We start from the raw sequence: 18,159 nt of genomic DNA on the forward strand, positions 1-18,159 counted from the left end.
CTCCTTATTCCACAATCTTGCCGTCCTCAATGCGGACAATCCGATCTGCAAGGCGGGCTATGTCGTCATTGTGGGTAATCATCACAACAGTTTGCCGGAACTCTGCGCTGGTACGCTTGATAAGCCCCAGCACCTCGGCGCTGGTCTTGCTGTCAAGGTTGCCGGTCGGCTCGTCGGCCAGCACGATAGCCGGTTTGGTAATCAAGGCGCGGGCGATAGCCACACGCTGCTGCTGTCCGCCGGAAAGATTGTTCGGCATATTTTTCAGTTTATCTTCCAGTCCCAGCAGGTGAACGATCTCGTCTAAAAACTTCTGATCCACCGTGTCCCCGTCCAGCTCCACCGGCAGGACGATGTTCTCATACACATTCAGAATAGGAACAAGGTTATAGTTCTGGAAGATAAAGCCGATGTTGCGGCGGCGAAAGATGGTAAGCTGTTCATCGTTCTTCTTTGCCAGTTCTTCGCCCCGGACAATCACGGTTCCGCTGGTGGGAGTGTCCAGCCCGCCCATCATGTGAAGCAGGGTGGACTTGCCGCTGCCGGAGGTTCCCACAACGGCCACAAACTCGCCGTCCTCCACGGAGAAGTTCACGCCGTCAAGGGCGCGGGTGATGTTCGGCTCTGTGCCGTAATACTTTTTCAGATCAATCGTCTGTAAAACGCTCATACTCAAAACTCCTTTCAAGGCTTTCTGCCTGTTGATAAGGCTATTGTAAAACCCAAATGTCCGCGAAATGTTACAGCGGCCAAAAAATTTCATTGAAAATCGGGGTGAAATGTTACAACGCTCGGACATTTCAAAAAAATTTACGGCGGGCAGCCGGAAATGGCCGTCCGCCGCGTTCTATTTTGTCGGTAGCATAATGGAAAATTCCGAACCCTTGCCCGGCTCCGAAACCACTTTGATATAGCCGCCCTGCCGGGTTACAATCTCGCGGGCCAGATACAGGCCAATGCCTACGCCCTGCTGTTCGTGTACTTCTTCCTCACGATAGAAGCGCCGGAAGATGGCGGCCTGATTGCTTTCAGAAATTCCTTTGCCAGTGTCGGTCACTTTGATCTCCACATACATTTCCCACAGCACCACCGACACAGCGATTTTCCCGCCTGCCGGGGTGTACTTCACCGCATTGTCCAGCAGGTTAAAGAGGGCTTCGGATGTCCACTTGCTGTCATGGGAAACGGTCAAATCCTCCGGGCAGTCCACGGACACGGCGATTTCCTTTTTCTCCGCTGCATACACGATCCCACTCATGGCCTGCGCCACGGTATCAAAAAGGCGGCCCGATTTCTTGTCCAACTGGATCACGCCCGTTTCCAGCCGGGAGGTTTTCACAAGGGCCTGAAAGAGAAAGTCCAGTTTATCCGTCTGGCTGCGGATTCCTCGGATAAAGTCGGTGCGCTCCGCCTCGGTCATAGGCTTTTCCAACAGGGTGTCCGTCGCCATTTTCAGATTGCTTACCGGCGTTTTCACCTGATGGGAAATATCTGATACAAGGGTCTGTAACTCCTGCCGTTCCTCGTCCACCCGGCGGCGGTTCTCCTGCATGATCTGGTAAAGCCTTGCCAGCCGGTGTCCGATTCTGGCAAGCTGGGTTTCGCTGTCCTCTGGCCGCTGGGGTGCTTCATTTCCGGCGATCATGTGGTCTAAAGTCTGGCACAGGTCAGCGGTAAACTGTGACAACCGTTTTCCAAACGCCTGTGTCAGTACAAAAATCCCCACAAGGGCGCACAGCAGCAGCGCCCCGCCCGTCAGCAGCACCGCCGTCTGTTTCGTCACAAAAAACAGGGCTATGGTGATCCCGGACATGGAGAGGACAAGCCCTATTGCCACCCGGCCAAACAGCCGCTTTACCGATAGGTTCTTAACCTTCATTTTGCCTCGCCTCCCGTCCATTGATAGCCCATGCCATAAATGGTCTTGATGTAGGGTGCGCCGCCGTCGGATTCAATCTTGCTGCGAATCCGGCTGATGGAGGTTGTCAGGGTGTGTTCGTCTACAAACCTCTCGTCTATATCCCACAGCTTTTCCAAAAGCTGCCCACGGGTCAGCACTTGCCGGGGATTTTTGCGGAACAGGTTCAGCATTTTATACTCCATCGGGGATAGGGTCAGGGGCTTGCCGTTTAGGGAAGCCGTCTGCTCCGAGAAGTCCAGAAACAGCCGCCCGTCGTCGTAAATGTCCTTGGCCGGTTTGTGGTGTTCCAGCATAGCGAACATGGCTTTGATTTTTCGCTGCAAGGCCCCGATCACAAAGGGCTTTGTGATGTAGTCCACCGCGCCCACCTCATAGCCCCGTATCTGGTCGCTCTCCTGATCGTTGGCGGTCAGGAATATTACGATGGTGTCCGGGTGCTGGGGCTTTATCAGCTTGCACAGCTCAAAACCGTTCCCATCTGGCAGGTTAATGTCCAACAGCACTAAATCAAATTCCCGCTGGCGGATGGCGTCGGCTGCGGTTCTGGCATTTAGGGCAGAAGTCACGCCGTAGCCATCTGCGGTCAGGTTATAGGCCAACATCTTATTCAAAAAACTGTCGTCCTCGACAATTAAAACCTGCTTCATATCCTCACTTCCTTTGCTTTTTGCAGATAGTATAACAGGCAAATGTCCGCGAAATGTTACAGCGGACGGATTTTTTCAAAAAATCTATCAGCAAAATATAGCTCTATTAAAAAGCAGCACCAAAGAAGATATTTTCATATTCCTCCCGGTGCTGTTTATATATTATTTCAGCTTATCCTTATTATCTTCTTGTTTCTTTTTATCCCGATATTTCCGTATGAGTTTATTACGGATAGGAACGCCAACACCAATCAAAAGCACAACTGCCAAAATTGTGAAATCCATACAATCACCTCACATTTCCTTATTCTTCATAACCCGAATGGACAAGAAGATTGAAACCGCATACATCACGACAATAGCAAAAACCGCAAGCAACACAAGAAGTATCGGAGAAGATTCAACGACTGAAATAATTGAGTTCCCGATAGCTGGCATTTTAGAGAGAAGAAGTAAAGTCACCAAAAAACCGGCCACTGGAATATACATAAATACCCGTCCTTTGATTGAGCCGTACTTGTAATATCCCGGAATCTGGAACACGGTATAGAGTGCAAATAAGAATACTCCTGCAATAGCGGCAGTTACAATATCAAATACGCCAACTGTTTCACCCAGCACTTTCAAGACAAGCGGCTGTGCAATCAAAGAAATAATCAAGGAAAGAAGCCCCATTGCAAGGACGAAAACATAGCGTCCGATCACAAGCTCACTTTTACGAACAGGTAAAATACCAAACAGACGATCCATACTGTTTTTTTCTGTGATGGAAAAGGTATATCCCGTCGTCATGGCAATAAAGCACATAGCAAATGATACCCCTGTCAGCAAAGAACGATTGATTGCGGCAAACACAATCGGCAGAAGCAGGGTGAAACAAATTGTCTTAAAATATGGTTTTACCAATGCAATATCTAATTTTGTGGATTTCAAAATATTACTCATAATCGTCACCTTTCTTGCTTGTAAACACTACAATTTCATCAATGGTGGCAGGCTCAACGGTCAGGTTAGGGAAACCGCTAATATCTTCGGTTTTCATCAGCGCCTCAAATCCCGTAGGGAATGTACGAATACCAGCCGCCTTATTTTTCAGATCATCGGACAGTTCCTCAATTCCACCTTTTACAATGCGGAACATATCTACAAAATCATCTTTGCTGCCAGTAAAGTACAGCTCGCCATAACTGATGTAGGTAATATAATCGGCTGCACGCTCCAAATCGCCTGTGATATGGGTGGAGAACAAAACACTATGCTCACCATCTTCAATATACTCTGAAAGAATTTTCAAAAGTTCATCTCTGGAAACCGGATCAAGTCCACTGGTCGGCTCGTCGAGGATCAGCAGTTTGGCGTCGTATGAAAACGCACAGGCAAGCATTAACTTCATCTGCATACCTTTGGAAAGTTCTTTTACCTTTTTGGTTGGTGCAATGTGAAATTTCCGTAACATATCCGCAAATTTCTGGCTGTCCCAATTTGGATAAAATACCGAAATGGATTTTTCAACCTGCGACACTTTCCAATCATCACTGAAATAATTTGTATCGAAAACAACGCCCAGCTCTGATTTTACTTTTTGTTCTTCTGCGATATTATCCAGCCCCATCACTTTGACTGTGCCGCCGGTGCGCTTGAGCATATTCAAAATCAGTTTGATTGTCGTTGTTTTGCCAGAACCATTCGGGCCGATCAAGCCCATAATATATCCCTTTGGCAAAGTAAAGCTGATATTGTGAAGTTGAAAAGAATCAAAAGATTTTGAAAGATTCGTTACCTCTAAATAATTAGTCATCTGTTTTTGCCTCCGTTAAAATGTCCAAAAGGCGATGTAATTCCTCTGTGGATAGATTTGCCATTCTTGCAGCTTTTATTGCTTCGGTGAGATTGTTTTCTACTTTGCAAATAAGCTGCTCCTTAATCAGTTCTGAACCAGACCCCATTACGAAACATCCACGCCCCTGCACATTTTTAACAAAGCCCTCTTGCTCTAATTCTGTGTATGCCTTTGTCACTGTTAAGACGCTGATCTTTAAGTCTTTGGCAAGTGTTCTAAGGGAGGGCAAAGTTTCTTCGGCTTGAAGCTCGCCAGATAAAATAGCCGCCTTGATCTGCTGTTTAATCTGCTCGTATATGGGGACGCCAGATACATTTGAAATAATCAGTTTCATTGCTGCATCCTCCGTGTGTTTTAACTGTTATGCTGTTGTGTATAACAGCATAACACGAGAGGCGTATCTTGTCAATATTTCAAGGGGTGTGGCAATGATTTCCTCTGTCTATGTTTCGGGATATGAATTATAAAGTTTAATCTTACTGCATGTAGCAACATTCCATTGAGAAAATATGAAATATACAATGTAGATGGATGGTGCTATATGGCAAATATCAAAGATTGTCCCGGCTTTGAAACTTTCGGCGCGGATGTAAAAGAGGCGCGGAAAGTCAAGCAGTTATCGCGTAAGACGCTGGCGGAACAGATCAATATCGACTGGCGCTATCTTGCCAACCTTGAAAACGATGACACGATTCCCAGCTTGCCGGTTATCATACAGCTTAATCTGGAACGAAATGTATATTGATATAATGGTAAAGTTATGGTGGCTGTTTATGATAATGTAAACAATATGCGATCCGGAACTCAGCAGACTGTTAACTATGCCAAAAAGAAAGGACTCCAAATCATTTATATCCATCCGGATACGGCACAGGTAACGACAGAAGATGCAACTTTATGGAAATAATAAAGGAATAGCTCCAAAGCGGAAAAATGCAGTGACCGTTTTGGAGCTTGTTTTGTCATATAATGTCGAATGATTTTCTCTTTCCTCGAAGGATATTCCAATGCTACTCCAAAAGTTTCCGAAAACTGTCAGTTACACTGTAATTATGGCAGTGATCCCAAAAATCAATGAAAATTCGATAAGCGGAGGTGGGGGTATGAGATCAGTACGATACCCAATGAAAATCGGAAGAAGAAGGCGGTCTTTATCCTGACAATAAGGATGGAGGCCGCCTTTTGTTTTAATTTAATAGAATAGCTGGAATAGCATTTGAAAAAAGTATTATTTCACAATTTAACAATTATCAGCAGGGCGGCAGCGTTGCGCTGCCATATCGCGAAAGAAAGGGGATGATGCAGGCCGCCTGTGTGCCGTCCGCATAACTGCGGACAGGGAGTAACGATGTTATGGAGAAAGGATTCCACAACATCGAGCAGTTCATTGCTTTCATAACTCCAGGACACACGGCTTTTCATGAACGGCTCTCAATAGGGGTATATCGTCGAGGTAGGACAAGAGAGTTTTCTCTACATAAAGATAAACCTCCACCTGCCCGGACGGCATCTATTGAACTGCTCGATGCAGAAATTCAAGGAACAGCTGGTTTTGTCCATTGGTACAAAGCTGGCTGTTTTTCTTTATCTCAGCCAGATTTGGTCCGGTGCAGGTCACCACCAGAAGCTCAGGAAATCCATCGGAATTCTTGAGACTTTTGGAGGTAAAGCCATGTGGCAACGGAACAATGGGCAGGCAGAAGATGACCTGCAATTCAGGTTTACAGCATATTTAGTTTCGGCGGTCAAACGCCGCAGAAAAGATTATTTGATCCAGCTCTATAAGCGCAACAGTATAGAGAGTGCTGTAGAAGCGGTCTATGAATCCGAACCCAGCTCAGAGGAAGTGGTCTTGGACAGATTGCCGCTTATGGATGTCATTGAGAATGGAGTGCTTCTGGAGGCGTTGCAGAAACTCAATGAACGGGAACGCCAGATATTTCTGGCTCGAACGCTGGAGGAAGAAGATTTTGAGACGCTGGGACTAAAGTTTGGGCTGTCCTATAAAGGGGCAGCGGCACTTTACTACAGGACGATTCAGAAAATCAGAAAGTGCATTGAAGGAGGTGACAAAAAATGAATTTTGAATGTCTGCTTCTCAGCGCCAAGGCTGGCAACGAGGATGCCATTACGGCAATCTTACAGATGTACCGGCCATTGCTACTCAAGTATGCCATTATTGATGGCGTACTTGATGAAGATTTATACCAGGAATTGAGCATTATTTTACTGAAGGCAATCAGCCTGTTTAGGATTTAAGTCAATGAGAAAGGCTCCGAGATCATTACGGCCTCGGAGCCTTTCTTACTGACTTAAAAAGGAGAACTGTTAAATTTATACCCACTGCCCAGTACGGTGCGGATATAACCGCCCTTCGGCGTGTCTGGCGTCAGCTTGCGACGGATCTGACCGATGACGCTGGCAACTGCAGTACCGCAGTGTTCACCGTCTTTATCCCATACGGCCTCATAAATCTGGCTGGCTGAGAATACCCAGCCAGGATGACGAGCCAGATATGTAAGGACTGCAAATTCATGGTAAGTCAAAGCGATGAGGGTACCGTTGCAATATACGGTTTGTTCCTTTAGCCGAATTTCAAGACCAGGGAAGGAAAGTGCAGACTGCGGTGGAGATGGTGCAAGGTGGATAAACTCTGGCTCATCCGCAATAAGCTCCATAATTTTGTTGATTATATGTTCTTCATGATCAGGAATGGACAGAATCAGAAGTTTACCCATTTTGCTCACATCCTTTCTCCTTACACACTTTGAGACAACCAAACTTCATGGAAATATAGAATATAAAATGCAAGGATAATTTATATAAGTGATTTCCACAATTTGTTTGATTTCATATGGAACTAAATAACATGGATCCTATTTGATTTCTTGTGCAATAAAAGCGTGTTAGACAACAGAGACTTTGGTACCTTAACATCTGGCATTTTTCAGCCTATTAGTTGTTCCACATAGGTAATCAGAGGGTGCAGTTGTTTCAGGCGAAACATCTTAAATAACTTATCTGGATTTACCCATTGAACATCCACAACTTCTGTTTCCTGTAAACGCATTTCTTCAATCTTTATATCCTTATGAAATAGCCAAACATCGTAAAAATCCTGCACATTTTCCCGTCTGGTCTGATAAATCAATTTTTCACTTCCGGGAGTAAGCAGTATTCCTAATTCTTCTTTTACCTCTCGGATTGCTCCTTGCAAACTGGTTTCCCCGGAAAGTACAGAACCACCCGTACATTCCCAATAAAGAGGGTATTGCTTTTTCGGATGCCGCTGTGATAAAAGATACTGCCCCTGCTGGTTGACAATCCATACACTCACAGATAAATGATACAGCCCTTTGGGTATGATTTCTCCACGGCACACTGCTATTCCAGACTTTTCCCGTTTTGCATTATATAAATCCCATTTTTCCATTTTCATACCTCTTTGTGTGGGATCGGTGCTTGCCGGAAATCAAGTAAGTAAATATCCGCAATCCTTTCTATTTCTGTACGCTGATCTGCGGAATACTTATCATAAATCCCACCTGCTAACATACGGGCTGCCTTTGCGCTTTTAATTGCTGGAAGCACATCATCAAACACAATACAGTGTTCAGGTGCAACCCCTAATTTTCTTGCGGCCAATTCAAAGACATCCGAATATTCTTTTCCCCGCTGAACCTCATCTGTTGAACATAGAGCGTCAAATAATTCTAAAATAGAATTGTTCTTTAAGCATGGAATATAGAGATTTTCCGGCAACCCCGTAGCAACTGCAAGTTTTATTCCATGTTCTTTTAAGCGCAGAAGATAATCAAGGGCATAGGGCAGCAGACCGACATGGTTCCTGTATTCCTCGACCGCCATATTATTCCATTCCTCAATAATTCCCTCTACCGTTTCCTGCAATCCAAAAAGATCAATGGTATATTGTGCGGCTTCCTCAAAACTCCTTGCACATATTTCAGTTACATAATTATCTGGGACAGGAAGATTTCTCTTTTTCAAAAACTGAATATCTATATGCTCCCATACATCCATTGAATCCAGAATTGTTCCATCTAAATCAAAGATTGCCGCATTAAAATCCATGTTTCTTTTCCTTTCCGCAAAATAAATCTTTCAGTTCCGCAGCAGCAGCTTTTATATCGGACTGCGCTATGATGGCAGATACAACAGCCAGTCCGTCAATTCCCATGGGCTTGAAACGCCCTGCATTTCCTTTATTGATACCGCCAATAACAACTATCGGCAAAGAAACGGCTGTGCGGATTTTCTGTAATTCCTCCATTGATACAGATTCAGCGTCGGTTTTAGTTCCAGTAGGGAACATTGCGCCAACTCCCAAATAATCCGCACCATCCTGCTGTGCTTGTATTGCTTCTGCAATGGAAGAAGCAGATACCCCCAACAGCATATTTTCCCCAATTACTTTGCGGACGGTAGCCGCAGGTAAATCATGTTGTCCAATATGTACTCCCGCAGCCTGCACAGCCATTGCAATATCTATCCGGTCGTTTATGATAAGGGGAATATGGTATCTCTCCGTAACCTGTTTCACGGCAACCGCCTGATTATAAAATTCCAATGAAGGCAATTCTTTTTCTCGGAGTTGTATCATTGTGCAGCCTCCTAAAATTGCCTGTTCCACCGCTTCTGTCAGGCTATCGCAGCTCATTAGTTGACGATCAGTAACAAGATAAAGTGTATAATCAAAGTTCATTTTGCACCTGCCTATTCTTTAGATAAACCATGCTGATACAATTCGTAGAAATGGTGCGTCGGGCCACAGCCTTTTCCAATCGCAAGGGAGTGTTCGATTGCCGTTGTGACATAAGCCTTTGCCGCTTCGACAGCAAGCGGAATACTTTTTCCCTTTGCAAGCTGGGAAGCGATTGCAGAAGAAAAGGTACAGCCTGTCCCATGAGTATTTTTCGTATCAATGCGGGCTGTTTCAAAGTGGTGGAAATTTTCTCCATCAAATAGGACATCAACGGCATTTCCTATATGATGTCCGCCCTTGACAACAATCGCCTTACAACCCATGGCATATATTTTTCTTGCGGCAGCCTCCATATCTGAAACTGTGGAAATCTGCATATCCGCTATTTTCTCTGCCTCTGGAATATTTGGAGTAAGCACATCGGCCAGTGGAATTACAGTGTCTATCAAGGTGGAAACCGCCGCAGGATTCATCAATGGGCAGCCATTTTTGGCATACATAACCGGGTCGATTACAATATTTTGTGGCTTATATTGTAATAGTTTCATTGCCACTGCTTTCATACATTCTGGCGTAGAAAGCATACCAATCTTTACTGCGTTCACTTCAATATCTTCAAACACGGCATCAATCTGTTTTGCAATCATATCCGGGGTAATATCTTGGATGTCGATAACGCGGCTGGTGTTCTCTGCAACAACAGAAACAATAACACTCATTCCAAATACGCCGTGAGCAGAAAAAGTTTTCAAATCAGCCTGAATACCTGCACCTCCGCTGCAATCTGATCCGGCAATGGACAATACTTTTTTCATTTTGCATTTTCCTCCATTCTCTCGTTCCGATAGGCCATCTTCCAAAAAGCAAGCTCTAACAAACTTGCTTTTTCAAAAATATCAGCCAGATACTTTTTATTTGCTACTGATAACCCGGCACATTTATGCTCTGCAAAAGCAGACCATTCTTTGCAGCTTTCTGCATATTGTTCATCCGCATAATCTTTGATAAAGTCCCAATATCTTGACTGTCTGCTTGTAGGAACAGCCGCCAATTTTCGGAATATATAGCTGTAACTTAGCATACAGGGAAGAACCGCCATTAAAATTTCTTCATTCTTTCCATGTGACGCAATCTCAAACATGAAATCAATGTAATTTTGATTTTCAGGCAGAGGAGCGATCAGTTCAATATCATTATCCGTCATGCAAAATTGCTTTAGATAATCCAGGCGCACTTCTGATTCCGTATCATTTACAAAATTCAGCATGGAATAGTAAAGCTGAATTTCTCTTAATGTATCAGCATGAAAAATTGCCTTGCCGTATATACGGGCATAGTTTTTCAGATAGATACTATCCTGAATCATATATCTTTTGAATTTTTCAAGAGGTAGCTTTCCAGTTTGCACTTCCTGCACAAATGGGGTAGCTGCACATTCTTCCCAAATGGGAATGTTGTGGGTTAAGATGTCTTTCATAAATGCCATGTTTGATCCTCCTAAGATAAAAAAATAGAGCCTCTAAAACAATTAGAAGCTCTTTCAGACGCAATACGAGCGTAAGAAATTGCTTCCCTACGCCGGTATTAGCCGACAGGTCCAGAGGTCAGGTCTTACCTTTTTCAACTTGTTCAGTTCCCTCGCAAACACATATCATATCTTATTCAATTAAAAAAGGACATTCCCAAAACAGAGAATGTCCAAAAAATACGAATCTGTATTCTTTAGCTCCCTGCGTTGGTATTAGCCAACAGGTTCAAAGGGTCAGGTTTTAACCTTCTCAACTACAAGGTAGTCCCCCTGCTTGAATATCATTATAGTTAGAAAGTCCCCAAAAGTCAAGTCTACGCATTTAGGACGGTAAAAGTCCACGGAAATCAAAGGTTTTTCCGCATGGTCGGCTAGATAAAGTTATCCTGTTCCCCTCAAAACGAGGTTCTAAATGCGGGAAAACGGACAAAAAAGGAGAGACAGATGTGGAGGATTTGACACCTTTTCGCCGACGTTTTTTATCACTGGGTTACAGTAAGGGGCTAATGTATCCTAAAATAATAGCTTTGTTTTATCCCTCAATAGAATTTGTGGCATCTAATTTTTCATAAATATTTTGGATATGATTATGGTGCGGTATATAAAGAGAGAAAAACGCACCGAATACAGAGCCGATAGGCATACTGTATCCGGTGCGTTGTAAATTTTTAACCTTTCAGATAGTAATGCACATAGGCATTATAATCTCGATGCCGGGTGACTAACCGCAGCCAGATATAAAAGTGGGCAGTTTCCGAATACAAATTGAATTCGGTGGGCTCGCTGGTGGGCTGGGCGTACCCTCGGCAGAACCGTGTCAGGGTATCCAAATTCAGAAACTCCGGCAGTTGGAACAGCGCATTCTGGAAAGCATCAATTTCACGGGCAACTTCCAGAACAGGCGTATCCTTTTGGCACTGATGCCAGGTGGTCCACCATTTCCATCCGTCATAATCAGAACGGGAATAGGCTATCTCGCTGGCAGGACGGGAGCCCTGCTGAAACAGATCTTCAAAGGTGCAGGAAGTAGTCAGCAACGGATTTTCAAAGTCGGTCTGCTGCTGGCTCAAACCGTTTTTGACAGCTGCCCATTCTGTTAGAGGGAGTGGGCAACGGTTGGCATCACGCAGGGCTTCATCCATACCGCACGCCTCGCAGATATGGACATCTGCATAGCGGCTCAGGGCGTTGATGACCAGCCTGCAATCCAGCGGCTGACCACACCGAAGACACAGGGGTGGTTGCTCCGCCTCTGGGGTAAACAGCAGTTTGTCCTGCTGCCACATGGTTTCCAACAGGGATTTGGGATAGATACGGATCTTCATGATGATGTCCTCCTATTTTATCGTGTTTAATATTCGTACCGTTTCCTTCGGTCTTCAGACCAGGGAGGGTAAACACGCAGCTCATCCTGGAACATGGTCATCAGATCGCCTGCCATGTCCTCTTTGCGCCGATAGATGCACTGCTTCTCCGTACCATCGGCATAGCGGATGATAGTCTGGAGTGCGGGACCTTTCTGTGTGAAGATGAATTTGCGGCCATGAGAAGGATCAGATGCCTCAATCCAGAGGGGCAGGGTGGAGGAACTCCCATCCAGACACCGCCAGCCGCTGTAATCGGTGTAGCTGAACCCGTTGATTTCCCGCGCCAGTCTGCGCAGGGCAATATACAGCCGCTCAAAGTGGCACCCCAGTTCGCCTTTCTGATGCCGGATGTAGAGGGTGTGCCCCTCATGATCCAGGGCATCCAGTTCTTTGCCATAAAACAGGTATTCAGGGTAAAGACAGCCATCCGATTCAAGAATTTGTCCAGTGGGTTCCGCAAGGTGATTGTCTGACAGCCAGGCCGGAAAAAGTCCGTCTGCGGCTTTTATATTGATGAAAGCGCAGTGGTCGGGCCGGATTCCGGTTAAGTTGGTGGTAAGGGTTTCCCACAAAATCAGGATGCCATGATCCTTTTCATAAAGCTTGATGGCGAGATTGCCGTTGGGATATGTACTGATTTTCAAAGTAAGCTGGGCTCGGTGTTCGCCCAGCGTAAATGCGAGAGTATTCATAAGCGTTTTCCTCCAAAGAAGCACCGGACGCCTGCAAAAATGCAGATTGCCGGTGCTTCTTAGTGTGTTCTGGACAAGGAAACCGGAGCAGGGAGAGGAATGCAGTTCCTCTCTGGTCATCGTCAGCTACACAGCCAAAGTCTTTGACTCGAACTGATAGCGCAGAACCTGAGCCAGCTTTGTCCTGTTTTCACAAGTAATGCGATAGGTAGGGCCATAGTTACGCCTCTGTTCATCCATCCTTCGAATGGAAATGCTAAATCGGGTGCCCTCCTGGGTGATCCACAGACGCCTGCCCGTGGCAGCATCTTCAGCAATAATCCATAAAGGGTACTGCATGGTCATGTAGGTCTGGGGGTAAGCACGCCAGCCGCTGCGGTCATGGTAACAGAAACCGGGGGTAGCCTGCCGCCTTTCATTCAGTACATCATAAACTGCCTTATATTTCATGCACTGCACCGCCTTTCAAAGTTTTTCAGGTAGCCTGCATACCCTTCCGGGTCCAGCTCCTGTAGCCGGTTGGCACGAAAACGATATTCAGGATAGGTGCAGAACCCACTCTGCATGGTGCGACCGGTTGGGATAGCCAGACCATGTCGGACGAGCCAGGTGGGAAATTCCGAATCGGCATTGGTGTCGATAAAGGCATGGTCTTTTTGCCGTTGGCCGGGCAGGTTGACGGTGAGAGTCGCCCAGGGTTCCGGGTCACCGCTTTCCCATGTCACCATTTGTATGGCAAGGTTTCCATTCAGGTAGGAAGTCACCTGCAGCTGGATGGGGTGCGTGGCACCAAATTTCTTGTAAGGCAAGGTAACAGGTGCAGCATCGGTATCAGGCTCTCCGTCCTCTACGCCCAGTTCCCAACTAAGGGACAAAATCTGGCTCTGGCTCAGCGTGCGGGTATATTTCTTTGCGTATTTTGGCCTGAAGAGCAGGGTACCGTCCTGCAGGAGCAGCTTTCCTTCTTTTTGGTCCTGAATACAGCGCAGGCCATGCAGACGGGGCTTTGCGCGCTCCACCGCATCGTGGATCTTCGGATGGTCAAACCATATGGAACACTGTACGGCTACATGGAGATGGGGATGCTCCTGAAAGCGTGAGCATAGGAGCTCCAGCACCTGTTGACAGACTTTTCTTCGTTTCTCCAGCGTCTGACGCTCGTTAAAGGTCAGCGTGAAATACGAGAAATCCCGTTCGGATGCGTCTGCGGCGCCGTTAAAGGGATTACACCAGAAGTACAGATCCCATCGGTCGCTGCCATAGGACACAGGGATATTTTCGTCATACTGGTAGCAGACAAAGTCCTGTGCGATGGCTTCCATGACGGGTTTCATTGCTGCGCTGCTCTCAAAACTTGCCTGACGGATATACTGCTCCCATTCTTCGCGGGTGTGGCTGTCATAAAACTGTTTGTTGGCTGCTGCCTCTGCTTCGGTGCATAGGGACTGCAGGCGCAGGGAGTGGACGTCTTCTTTGGCATAGCCTTTTTCAAACCATCTGGTATCAATATTCATATGAGAACGATCTTCATGAATTTTCATTTTGCATCCTCCTTGTGTATAGTTGCTACATTTTTTGACTCAGTGTGGTCATTGGTCTTTCCAGTCATAGAGCCGACCATTTCTTTCAGACTGGCGATATACTGTTTCCATGCCTGCCTGGATTCTTCAGCACGCTTCAACTCGGCAAGCTGTTCTTCCGGCGACAGGGCTTCAAACTCGCATTGGCGGCAGTCTCTATCAATATCCTGAAAGATGCGGTTCAGAATGGAGAGAGCCAGCTCTGTAACAGTGGGGCTGTGTTCATCAAGTGCCTTGCGGCCCTGACGGAACAATTCCAGATAGCGCTCATACTGCCGTTCGCTGATGAATTCCCAGCCGTAGGCTTCCTGGATGTCACTTTCGCTATGGTATTGCATAGCTGCTTCAAATTCTGCCTCGCGGTCTGCGGCTTCCTTTTCGATGTGCCGCCTGAGCTTGGCGCGGATGCGCTCCAAGTCTTTGAGCAAAAGCTTGCAGGCTTTGGCCTCCATGAGATAACCGTGTGCTTCGCTGTTTAGATATTGCTGAGATGTCTTTTTCATGCGGCAGCTTCCTCCTTGAATTTGGATTGAACAAAGAGCAGGAACCCTTTGCTGGTATCCTCCAGAAGCTGCCATGTACCATCCCGCCAGACACAGGCGGTTGCATCATTGTAGACTTCCGGCGTCTTGGGCGGGTCGTCAAAGCATTCCGGCGTCACATAAAGGCACATATGTCCCATATAGAAGGGCTGCAGAGCAGCTTCTATCTCTTTGCGCAGGGCAAGGGCGAGTGATTCGATCTCGTCAATATCCTGACGCTGAAAGGTAGCATCTGAAATCTGTTTGAGCCGCTTGGTTTGCTTCACAGCTGTATCGATATAGGGTACAGCCTCATCAAAGTATTTGTGTTTGATCCGCATACCGTCAAATACCAGAAAGCGGGTATAGGCGGTAGCGGCTTTACAGATGTCTTGCCGCAGGGCATCAAATGGTTTTTTGTACTTGGTTTTCAGCACCTCCATGGATACGACCTGCAGATTGCGCCGCAGGGTTTCCAGATGGTTCACTAAAGTGGTGCGTAGTTCATCTCGTTCCATAGGCATCCTCCGTGGGTAGCTTCCGGGCGGCTATCCGCGCCGGAAGTGGCGGCAGTGCTTATGCACATTGGCGTGGATAAACGCAAAGCTCTTGCAGGCCAGCAATCGGTTCCGTTCTCTGGAAGATTGCCGGGCAACGCTTGCATGATACTTTTTAACAGATGTTTTTATAGGGTTATTCGAGTTCAGGTTCCCAAGGGGTATCTTCCTCATAAGGCGCAGCCTCCTTTTTATTGTCAGCGGACTTGTTGGCAGCCTGTACTGTCAGCAGAAGGGCATCTTCCCCGACATCGCTGCTGTGGGACTTTTTGGCTCGTTTCTTTTTGCATCTTTCCACGGCTTTGTCATAGTCGTAGCCGATACCAGCTTGCAGCTTATCCGCAATTTTACGAAGCTTTTCGGCATGGTACTCATAGGTAGCACGATGGAATCCAGTCAGCTCCCACTGATCGCACACCGATTCCAAAAGCCGGACATAGTCCCGCAGTGCATTGACTGTTTTGTAGATATCGCCATGGCAGGTAGTAAAGGTATGGACGCCATCAAGATCCCGAAAGCAAAAAATCAGTTCTTCCCCCAAAAACTGTTCCAGTTGGACTGATTGTGCGATCATTGGCCGAAAAGATTCCTGGGGCAGTTCGGGCAGTCTGTTCTCATCCATTGCTATCCTCCTCATGTTCCGGTATTGGCGGCTGTGGGCCTAAGCCTGCCGCAAACATCTGCACAGCGGTACGGTAACCAGAGGCGTATGCCTGCTCCAATACAGCAGAATTGCGGCATTGTACCGCAGTCTGATACTGTTCAAAAGCGATGGACGCCTCGCTGGAGAGCAGCGGAAGCAGAGCTTTTTCTTTCTGTTGTACTGTCTGGTTAAAAGGTGTGAGGCGTTTATCGGGCTTGAACACATCTGCTTCATATTCGCCGTAATAGAGCGAAGTGAGAAAGCGTGGGTCTGCCGGAAAGGATATAGCAGATGGTGCAGGGCGGGAAAGCGCCGCCGCAATGTCTTTGAGTGTGTTAATCAGTGCGGGGAGCTGAACATTAAAAAATCTTTGCCCCATTGCTGTTTCGTGTAAATTCATAAAATAAGGCCCCCTTTCTAAAAGCCATTTGCCTTTTACTGTTCCCCGGCAATCCGGTGCAGGTCTGCTAACAGGTGTCGGTTATTCTGCTCATACTGAGGCTGAAAAGGCTGGTCTAAATCAAAATTGTAATAGCGGTAGTAGAGTACCTTGAATACAATGCCTTGCCGCATGGCAGGGTCAATGGCGCGCATCAGTTTGCCCAGTTCGGTGGCAATCTCATATTCCCGCTTTACATATTCTTTGTCTTCCCTCTTAAAATTCTGATACAACCAGTCCTTGACGGATACCCGGCTGCCGGTAAAGTGGCTCCGGTGCCGGTCCAGACACAGGCAGTATTCAAAATCACGGCCACGCTCCCCTGGACCTACGGTAAGAGGATAGATACGGCAGGTACGGGTACGGGCAGGGTAGACGGAACAGCGCCCATCCATAAGGAAGATACAGGAGCCGTTTGGGGCTTTTGTCTTGAGCATATAGATAGGGAAGCCTTCTTCGGTCAGAGGTTCCGGATCGCAGTAGCGGAACAGGAAATCCTCTATTCCTTCGATGAGCTCACCTTTTGTTCGGAGATAGCGAGCCAGACGGTAGGCATCCAGACTTTCCACCATTACACAGCCTTCAATATTGCGGCAGCATGCCCCGCATTGACGGCAGGAAAAGGGAAACTGGTCTTTGGGGCGGACTGGTTGGATCTCATTCATGATTTCTTCATTCATTTTGTTCCTCCATAAAAAGAGCCGTGACGGAATGGTATCCGCCACGGCCAGAACTTGTGGAATAGTCAGCGGGAGCCGGCTGTTCCAAACCATTTACAGTCCCTTCACGCACATGCGGCCAATCTCACAGGGAGCGGACTGACAGCCGCCAGCGGAAAAGGGGACATGGACAGATGGTAGTGGGAGTTCTGCGTTTCAAAACGGACGCAATCCTCCGACTCCTCCAGAATCGTCACCACACGCGAAGTATGGTAGATGTTTCCTCCGGCGTGCAGAAGCGCACCACGCCCAACAGACAGCGGACGCAGCAGAGAGCCATTCAAAACGATCTGTTTCTTTTCTTTCTTCATTCGGTTTGACCTCCAATCTTTTTGAAAATGTGGATGTAAGGGTATTTCTTATCTGTAATGGGTTCATCCATAGCAAATATCCAGCAGCACATCGTGGACTTCAGCCAGCAACTCTTTAATGCGCCGCATGGGAACCTTCTGGGTGCGGGCAATCTCACGGAGACCATAGCCGCCCTGTTTCAGATGAACAATATCCATTTGCTGCTTGGAGACTCTGCCGGCCAGCTCGTGGAGCAGAAGATCCATTTCCAACTGCTGCATGATTGGGTCATGGGCAGGAATGGTATCTTCTAAAGGCGCACCATCGGGATATAATCCGACGTGAATACTGAGAACCTCCATATTGCGCTTGCGGCGACTTTGGTATCGATTGTAATTAGATAAAGCTCCCTGCATTGATTTCCAGCCAATTGTGGCGAAGGAATATTTCTGAAGCTTTGGCTCGTTGAAATAGCGGTACACTGCTCGGAGATAGCCAAAAATGATTACATCATAAAATTCATCTTCCGGCAGATGGTTTTCATTCAGGAACTTGTAGACCAGTCCGTGATGATCAGTGGCAAATGCCTGTTGTTCTTTGGTTAATGGTACTTCACATAACATTGTGTTTTCCTCCTTAAAAAAAGAGGGATACCTCCGGTGTGTTAAACCGAAGGTATCCCTTTGTTCAT

26 protein-coding genes, 1 pseudogene and 2 riboswitches are annotated in these 18,159 nt (G+C 46.7%); of the genes and pseudogenes, 3 read left to right on the forward strand and 24 right to left on the reverse strand.

All coding sequences use genetic code 11. From position 1 onward, the window contains the following. Positions 1 to 4 precede the first annotated feature (4 nt). The 7 genes from DWY95_RS03750 to DWY95_RS03775 all read right to left on the reverse strand — a co-directional run bounded on the left by DWY95_RS03750 (position 5) and on the right by DWY95_RS03775 (position 4,742). Positions 5 to 670, reverse strand: a complete 666-nt coding sequence (locus DWY95_RS03750; RefSeq protein WP_007890430.1) for an ABC transporter ATP-binding protein — start codon at positions 668 to 670, stop codon at positions 5 to 7. 177 nt (positions 671 to 847) lie between these two features. Beyond that, positions 848 to 1,879, reverse strand: a complete 1,032-nt coding sequence (locus DWY95_RS03755; RefSeq protein ID WP_118552402.1) for a HAMP domain-containing sensor histidine kinase — start codon at positions 1,877 to 1,879, stop codon at positions 848 to 850. Then, complete coding sequence (locus tag DWY95_RS03760) at positions 1,876 to 2,568, reverse strand: response regulator transcription factor (protein ID WP_118552404.1); 693 nt, start codon at positions 2,566 to 2,568, stop codon at positions 1,876 to 1,878. The genes DWY95_RS03755 and DWY95_RS03760 overlap by 4 nt, the downstream gene beginning before the upstream one ends. A 162-nt stretch (positions 2,569 to 2,730) precedes the next feature. After that, entirely contained in the window at positions 2,731 to 2,853 is a 123-nt protein-coding gene (locus DWY95_RS17515; RefSeq protein WP_262348839.1) for a hypothetical protein, read from the reverse strand. Between the two features lie 9 nt (positions 2,854 to 2,862). Next, entirely contained in the window at positions 2,863 to 3,513 is a 651-nt protein-coding gene (locus DWY95_RS03765) for an ABC-2 transporter permease (RefSeq protein WP_015567057.1), read from the reverse strand. Continuing rightward, a complete protein-coding gene (locus DWY95_RS03770) occupies positions 3,506 to 4,366 on the reverse strand; it encodes an ABC transporter ATP-binding protein (protein ID WP_080908610.1) in 861 nt (286 codons plus the stop codon). Before DWY95_RS03770 ends, DWY95_RS03765 begins: the two co-directional genes overlap by 8 nt. Next, positions 4,359 to 4,742: a GntR family transcriptional regulator gene (locus DWY95_RS03775; protein ID WP_118552406.1), complete on the reverse strand. Its 384-nt coding sequence runs from the start codon at positions 4,740 to 4,742 to the stop codon at positions 4,359 to 4,361. The genes DWY95_RS03770 and DWY95_RS03775 overlap by 8 nt, the downstream gene beginning before the upstream one ends. A 207-nt stretch (positions 4,743 to 4,949) precedes the next feature. Between DWY95_RS03775 and DWY95_RS03780 the strand changes: the two are divergent. From DWY95_RS03780 to DWY95_RS03795, 3 genes and pseudogenes are all read left to right on the forward strand, one after another. Beyond that, positions 4,950 to 5,129 (forward strand): annotated as a pseudogene (locus tag DWY95_RS03780) (helix-turn-helix transcriptional regulator); the annotation flags it as partial. Between the two features lie 804 nt (positions 5,130 to 5,933). Continuing rightward, on the forward strand, positions 5,934 to 6,488 hold the full coding sequence (locus tag DWY95_RS03790) for a sigma-70 family RNA polymerase sigma factor (RefSeq protein WP_118523219.1): 555 nt from the start codon (positions 5,934 to 5,936) through the stop codon (positions 6,486 to 6,488). After that, positions 6,485 to 6,667 carry a helix-turn-helix domain-containing protein gene (locus tag DWY95_RS03795; protein WP_003501974.1) on the forward strand — a complete coding sequence of 61 codons (183 nt, stop codon included), beginning with the start codon at positions 6,485 to 6,487 and terminating at the stop codon, positions 6,665 to 6,667. The genes DWY95_RS03790 and DWY95_RS03795 overlap by 4 nt, the downstream gene beginning before the upstream one ends. A gap of 53 nt (positions 6,668 to 6,720) precedes the next feature. Here DWY95_RS03795 and DWY95_RS03800 read toward each other — a convergent pair whose 3' ends face one another. The 17 genes from DWY95_RS03800 to DWY95_RS03885 form a co-directional block, all read right to left on the reverse strand. Beyond that, positions 6,721 to 7,146: a response regulator transcription factor gene (locus DWY95_RS03800; protein ID WP_003501975.1), complete on the reverse strand. Its 426-nt coding sequence runs from the start codon at positions 7,144 to 7,146 to the stop codon at positions 6,721 to 6,723. Between the two features lie 209 nt (positions 7,147 to 7,355). Next, complete coding sequence (locus DWY95_RS03805; RefSeq protein ID WP_003501977.1) at positions 7,356 to 7,841, reverse strand: NUDIX domain-containing protein; 486 nt, start codon at positions 7,839 to 7,841, stop codon at positions 7,356 to 7,358. Between the two features lie 2 nt (positions 7,842 to 7,843). Then, positions 7,844 to 8,500, reverse strand: a complete 657-nt coding sequence (locus DWY95_RS03810; protein ID WP_003501979.1) for an HAD family phosphatase — start codon at positions 8,498 to 8,500, stop codon at positions 7,844 to 7,846. Then, entirely contained in the window at positions 8,490 to 9,131 is a 642-nt protein-coding gene (gene thiE, locus DWY95_RS03815) for a thiamine phosphate synthase (protein ID WP_003501982.1), read from the reverse strand. Before thiE ends, DWY95_RS03810 begins: the two co-directional genes overlap by 11 nt. Positions 9,132 to 9,142: 11 nt before the next feature. Beyond that, a complete protein-coding gene (gene thiD / locus DWY95_RS03820) occupies positions 9,143 to 9,946 on the reverse strand; it encodes a bifunctional hydroxymethylpyrimidine kinase/phosphomethylpyrimidine kinase (protein ID WP_003501984.1) in 804 nt (267 codons plus the stop codon). Further along, positions 9,943 to 10,617, reverse strand: a complete 675-nt coding sequence (locus DWY95_RS03825; protein WP_003501986.1) for a TenA family protein — start codon at positions 10,615 to 10,617, stop codon at positions 9,943 to 9,945. Before DWY95_RS03825 ends, thiD begins: the two co-directional genes overlap by 4 nt. Positions 10,618 to 10,683: 66 nt before the next feature. Continuing rightward, positions 10,684 to 10,781, reverse strand: a riboswitch (TPP riboswitch). A gap of 60 nt (positions 10,782 to 10,841) precedes the next feature. Next, positions 10,842 to 10,941, reverse strand: a riboswitch (TPP riboswitch). Positions 10,942 to 11,327: 386 nt separating this feature from the next. Then, positions 11,328 to 11,984 (reverse strand): hypothetical protein, encoded by a 657-nt coding sequence (locus tag DWY95_RS03830; RefSeq protein WP_003501988.1) that lies wholly within the window; start codon positions 11,982 to 11,984, stop codon positions 11,328 to 11,330. Positions 11,985 to 12,010: 26 nt separating this feature from the next. Continuing rightward, the gene (locus tag DWY95_RS03840) at positions 12,011 to 12,718 is read right to left on the reverse strand and encodes a DUF4313 domain-containing protein (RefSeq protein WP_003501990.1); all 708 of its coding nucleotides are present in this window, start codon (positions 12,716 to 12,718) and stop codon (positions 12,011 to 12,013) included. A gap of 126 nt (positions 12,719 to 12,844) precedes the next feature. Beyond that, positions 12,845 to 13,168, reverse strand: a complete 324-nt coding sequence (locus DWY95_RS03845) for a hypothetical protein (protein ID WP_118523218.1) — start codon at positions 13,166 to 13,168, stop codon at positions 12,845 to 12,847. Continuing rightward, on the reverse strand, positions 13,165 to 14,259 hold the full coding sequence (locus DWY95_RS03850; protein WP_118552408.1) for a DUF4313 domain-containing protein: 1,095 nt from the start codon (positions 14,257 to 14,259) through the stop codon (positions 13,165 to 13,167). The genes DWY95_RS03845 and DWY95_RS03850 overlap by 4 nt, the downstream gene beginning before the upstream one ends. Then, positions 14,256 to 14,801: an adenylosuccinate lyase gene (locus tag DWY95_RS03855; protein ID WP_118523216.1), complete on the reverse strand. Its 546-nt coding sequence runs from the start codon at positions 14,799 to 14,801 to the stop codon at positions 14,256 to 14,258. The genes DWY95_RS03850 and DWY95_RS03855 overlap by 4 nt, the downstream gene beginning before the upstream one ends. Then, positions 14,798 to 15,337 (reverse strand): decarboxylase, encoded by a 540-nt coding sequence (locus DWY95_RS03860; protein ID WP_118552409.1) that lies wholly within the window; start codon positions 15,335 to 15,337, stop codon positions 14,798 to 14,800. Before DWY95_RS03860 ends, DWY95_RS03855 begins: the two co-directional genes overlap by 4 nt. A gap of 175 nt (positions 15,338 to 15,512) precedes the next feature. After that, positions 15,513 to 15,998, reverse strand: coding sequence for a hypothetical protein (locus tag DWY95_RS03865; RefSeq protein ID WP_118523214.1), 486 nt, complete (start codon positions 15,996 to 15,998; stop codon positions 15,513 to 15,515). Beyond that, the gene (locus DWY95_RS03870) at positions 15,991 to 16,419 is read right to left on the reverse strand and encodes a DUF6809 family protein (RefSeq protein WP_118523213.1); all 429 of its coding nucleotides are present in this window, start codon (positions 16,417 to 16,419) and stop codon (positions 15,991 to 15,993) included. Before DWY95_RS03870 ends, DWY95_RS03865 begins: the two co-directional genes overlap by 8 nt. 35 nt (positions 16,420 to 16,454) lie before the next feature. Next, a complete protein-coding gene (locus DWY95_RS03875; RefSeq protein ID WP_243022920.1) occupies positions 16,455 to 17,138 on the reverse strand; it encodes a YkgJ family cysteine cluster protein in 684 nt (227 codons plus the stop codon). Between the two features lie 104 nt (positions 17,139 to 17,242). Continuing rightward, positions 17,243 to 17,488, reverse strand: coding sequence for a hypothetical protein (locus DWY95_RS03880; protein ID WP_117497642.1), 246 nt, complete (start codon positions 17,486 to 17,488; stop codon positions 17,243 to 17,245). 63 nt (positions 17,489 to 17,551) lie between these two features. After that, positions 17,552 to 18,091 carry a sigma-70 family RNA polymerase sigma factor gene (locus DWY95_RS03885; protein WP_118523211.1) on the reverse strand — a complete coding sequence of 180 codons (540 nt, stop codon included), beginning with the start codon at positions 18,089 to 18,091 and terminating at the stop codon, positions 17,552 to 17,554. Positions 18,092 to 18,159 lie beyond the last annotated feature (68 nt).

This window comes from Faecalibacterium sp. AF28-13AC, assembly GCF_003478405.1.
Classification (GTDB): Bacteria; Bacillota; Clostridia; order Oscillospirales; family Ruminococcaceae; genus Faecalibacterium; species Faecalibacterium prausnitzii_E.

Coding starts and splice junctions, on each gene's coding strand:
- DWY95_RS03750 (WP_007890430.1), bottom strand. CDS start 670: ATGAGCGTTTTACAGACGATTGATCTGAAAAAGTATTACGGCACAGAG.
- DWY95_RS03755 (WP_118552402.1), bottom strand. CDS start 1,879: ATGAAGGTTAAGAACCTATCGGTAAAGCGGCTGTTTGGCCGGGTGGCA.
- DWY95_RS03760 (WP_118552404.1), bottom strand. CDS start 2,568: ATGAAGCAGGTTTTAATTGTCGAGGACGACAGTTTTTTGAATAAGATG.
- DWY95_RS17515 (WP_262348839.1), bottom strand. CDS start 2,853: ATGGATTTCACAATTTTGGCAGTTGTGCTTTTGATTGGTGTTGGCGTT.
- DWY95_RS03765 (WP_015567057.1), bottom strand. CDS start 3,513: ATGAGTAATATTTTGAAATCCACAAAATTAGATATTGCATTGGTAAAA.
- DWY95_RS03770 (WP_080908610.1), bottom strand. CDS start 4,366: ATGACTAATTATTTAGAGGTAACGAATCTTTCAAAATCTTTTGATTCT.
- DWY95_RS03775 (WP_118552406.1), bottom strand. CDS start 4,742: ATGAAACTGATTATTTCAAATGTATCTGGCGTCCCCATATACGAGCAG.
- DWY95_RS03790 (WP_118523219.1), top strand. CDS start 5,934: ATGCAGAAATTCAAGGAACAGCTGGTTTTGTCCATTGGTACAAAGCTG.
- DWY95_RS03795 (WP_003501974.1), top strand. CDS start 6,485: ATGAATTTTGAATGTCTGCTTCTCAGCGCCAAGGCTGGCAACGAGGAT.
- DWY95_RS03800 (WP_003501975.1), bottom strand. CDS start 7,146: ATGGGTAAACTTCTGATTCTGTCCATTCCTGATCATGAAGAACATATA.
- DWY95_RS03805 (WP_003501977.1), bottom strand. CDS start 7,841: ATGGAAAAATGGGATTTATATAATGCAAAACGGGAAAAGTCTGGAATA.
- DWY95_RS03810 (WP_003501979.1), bottom strand. CDS start 8,500: ATGGATTTTAATGCGGCAATCTTTGATTTAGATGGAACAATTCTGGAT.
- thiE (WP_003501982.1), bottom strand. CDS start 9,131: ATGAACTTTGATTATACACTTTATCTTGTTACTGATCGTCAACTAATG.
- thiD (WP_003501984.1), bottom strand. CDS start 9,946: ATGAAAAAAGTATTGTCCATTGCCGGATCAGATTGCAGCGGAGGTGCA.
- DWY95_RS03825 (WP_003501986.1), bottom strand. CDS start 10,617: ATGGCATTTATGAAAGACATCTTAACCCACAACATTCCCATTTGGGAA.
- DWY95_RS03830 (WP_003501988.1), bottom strand. CDS start 11,984: ATGAAGATCCGTATCTATCCCAAATCCCTGTTGGAAACCATGTGGCAG.
- DWY95_RS03840 (WP_003501990.1), bottom strand. CDS start 12,718: ATGAATACTCTCGCATTTACGCTGGGCGAACACCGAGCCCAGCTTACT.
- DWY95_RS03845 (WP_118523218.1), bottom strand. CDS start 13,168: ATGAAATATAAGGCAGTTTATGATGTACTGAATGAAAGGCGGCAGGCT.
- DWY95_RS03850 (WP_118552408.1), bottom strand. CDS start 14,259: ATGAAAATTCATGAAGATCGTTCTCATATGAATATTGATACCAGATGG.
- DWY95_RS03855 (WP_118523216.1), bottom strand. CDS start 14,801: ATGAAAAAGACATCTCAGCAATATCTAAACAGCGAAGCACACGGTTAT.
- DWY95_RS03860 (WP_118552409.1), bottom strand. CDS start 15,337: ATGGAACGAGATGAACTACGCACCACTTTAGTGAACCATCTGGAAACC.
- DWY95_RS03865 (WP_118523214.1), bottom strand. CDS start 15,998: ATGGATGAGAACAGACTGCCCGAACTGCCCCAGGAATCTTTTCGGCCA.
- DWY95_RS03870 (WP_118523213.1), bottom strand. CDS start 16,419: ATGAATTTACACGAAACAGCAATGGGGCAAAGATTTTTTAATGTTCAG.
- DWY95_RS03875 (WP_243022920.1), bottom strand. CDS start 17,138: ATGAATGAAGAAATCATGAATGAGATCCAACCAGTCCGCCCCAAAGAC.
- DWY95_RS03880 (WP_117497642.1), bottom strand. CDS start 17,488: ATGAAGAAAGAAAAGAAACAGATCGTTTTGAATGGCTCTCTGCTGCGT.
- DWY95_RS03885 (WP_118523211.1), bottom strand. CDS start 18,091: ATGTTATGTGAAGTACCATTAACCAAAGAACAACAGGCATTTGCCACT.